Consider the following 2,745-nt stretch of genomic DNA (forward strand, 5'->3'; position numbering starts at 1 on the left):
CAAGTTCTCTCAGTTCAGGATCCTGAGTACGGCGGAGCACGTGAAATTCCGTCGGAATCCGGGAGGACCATCTCCCAAGGCTAAATACTACCTAGTGACCGATAGTGAACCAGTACCGTGAGGGAAAGGTGAAAAGCACCCCGGAAGGGGAGTGAAATAGTTCCTGAAACCATGTGCCTACAAGAAGTCAGAGCCCGTTAATGGGTGATGGCGTGCCTTTTGTAGAATGAACCGGCGAGTTACGTTCGTATGCCAGGTTAAGTTGAAGAGACGGAGCCGAAGCGAAAGCGAGTCTGAATAGGGCGATATAAGTATGCGGATGTAGACCCGAAACCAAGTGACCTACCCATGTCCAGGTTGAAGGTGCAGTAAAATGCACTGGAGGACCGAACTCGTGTACGTTGAAAAGTGCTGAGATGAGGTGTGGGTAGCGGTGAAATTCCAAACGAACTTGGAGATAGCTGGTTCTCTCCGAAATAGCTTTAGGGCTAGCCTCGGAATTAGGATCGTGGAGGTAGAGCCACTGTTTGGACTAGGGGCCCATCAAGGGTTACCGAATTCAGATAAACTCCGAATGCCATCGATTTATGTCCGGGAGTCAGACGGTGAGTGATAAGATCCATCGTCGAAAGGGGAACAGCCCAGACCACCAGTTAAGGTCCCTAAATATATGTTAAGTGGAAAAGGATGTGGAGTTGCATAGACAACTAGGATGTTGGCTCAGAAGCAGCCACCATTTAAAGAGTGCGTAATAGCTCACTAGTCGAGTGATTCTGCGCCGAAAATGTACCGGGGCTTAAACATATTACCGAGACTGTGGATGCCACCATTAGGTGGCGTGATAGGAGAGCGTTCTAAGGGCAATGAAGGCAGACCGTGAGGACTGTTGGAGCGCTTAGAAGTGAGAATGCCGGTATGAGTAGCGAAAGATAGGTGAGAATCCTATCCACCGTATGACTAAGGTTTCCTGGGGAAGGCTCGTCCTCCCAGGGTTAGTCGGGACCTAAGCCGAGGCCGAGAGGCGTAGGCGATGGATAACAGGTTGATATTCCTGTACTAGTTAAACTTGTTTGAACAATGGAGGGACGCAGTAGGCTAAGGAAAGCACCCAGCTGGAAAAGGGTGTCCAAGCAGTAAGTCTGAAGTAGAGTCAAATGCTTTACTTCTTAAGGACAAGCTGTGATGGGGAGCGAAATTTAAGTAGCGAAGTTCCTGACGTCACACTGCCGAGAAAAGCTTCTAGTTAGAGTTTAGCTACCCGTACCGCAAACCGACACAGGTAGTCGAGGAGAGTATCCTAAGGTGAGCGAGAGAACTCTCGTTAAGGAACTCGGCAAAATGACCCCGTAACTTCGGGAGAAGGGGTGCTGATCGCAAGATCAGCCGCAGTGAAAAGGCCCAGGCGACTGTTTATCAAAAACACAGGTTTCTGCAAAATCGTAAGATGACGTATAGGGGCTGACGCCTGCCCGGTGCTGGAAGGTTAAGGGAATGAGTTAGCGTAAGCGAAGCTCTGAACTGAAGCCCCAGTAAACGGCGGCCGTAACTATAACGGTCCTAAGGTAGCGAAATTCCTTGTCGGGTAAGTTCCGACCCGCACGAAAGGCGTAACGATCTGGGCACTGTCTCAACGAGAGACTCGGTGAAATTATAATACCCGTGAAGATGCGGGTTACCCGCGACAGGACGGAAAGACCCCATGGAGCTTTACTGTAACTTGATATTGAGTGTTTGTACAGCTTGTACAGGATAGGTAGGAGCCGTAGAATCCGGAACGCTAGTTTCGGAGGAGGCAATGGTGGGATACTACCCTCGTTGTATGAACCCTCTAACCCGCGCCACTAATCGTGGCGGGAGACAGTGTCTGGTGGGCAGTTTGACTGGGGCGGTCGCCTCCTAAAGAGTAACGGAGGCGCCCAAAGGTTCCCTCAGAATGGTTGGAAATCATTCGTAGAGTGTAAAGGCAGAAGGGAGCTTGACTGCGAGACAGACAGGTCGAGCAGGGACGAAAGTCGGGCTTAGTGATCCGGTGGTACCGTATGGAAGGGCCATCGCTCAACGGATAAAAGCTACCCTGGGGATAACAGGCTTATCTCCCCCAAGAGTTCACATCGACGGGGAGGTTTGGCACCTCGATGTCGGCTCATCGCATCCTGGGGCTGTAGTCGGTCCCAAGGGTTGGGCTGTTCGCCCATTAAAGCGGTACGCGAGCTGGGTTCAGAACGTCGTGAGACAGTTCGGTCCCTATCCGTCGCGGGCGTAGGAAATTTGAGAGGCGCTGTCCTTAGTACGAGAGGACCGGGATGGACACACCGCTGGTGTACCAGTTGTTCCGCCAGGAGCATCGCTGGGTAGCTATGTGTGGATGAGATAAACGCTGAAAGCATCTAAGTGTGAAACTCACCTCGAGATTAGATTTCCCATTGCCTTCGGGCAAGTAAGACCCCTGAAAGATGATCAGGTAGATAGGCTAGAAGTGGAAGTGTAGTGATACATGGAGCGGACTAGTACTAATCGGTCGAGGACTTAACCAAGTAGAAGTGGTTGAATCTCGAAGGAAAAAATAGATATTGTTCAGTTTTGAGAGAACAAAAGTTTTCTCAAGTGATAACGTAAGTTAGCACAGAGTGTGGTGACGATAGTGAGAAGGATATACCTGTTCCCATGTCGAACACAGAAGTCAAGCTTCTTAACGCCGAGAGTAGTTGGGGGATCGCCCCCTGCGAGGGTAGGACGTTGCCATGC

General features: G+C 50.7%; 1 rRNA gene and 1 other annotated feature (1 of these 2 cut by a window edge). The gene reads left to right on the plus strand.

Features of this window, described 5'->3' with window-relative positions:
* Nucleotides 1-2,534 (plus strand) — a sequence feature (most likely nonfunctional fraction of RNA operon) (it extends 1,729 nt beyond the left edge of the window).
* Nucleotides 2,535-2,628: 94 nt separating this feature from the next.
* Nucleotides 2,629-2,745: ribosomal RNA gene (gene rrf, locus HFC68_RS09260) — 5S ribosomal RNA — on the plus strand.

The sequence above is a fragment of the Pediococcus sp. EKM201D genome (assembly GCF_011800215.1).
GTDB lineage: Bacteria > Bacillota > Bacilli > Lactobacillales > Lactobacillaceae > Pediococcus > Pediococcus pentosaceus.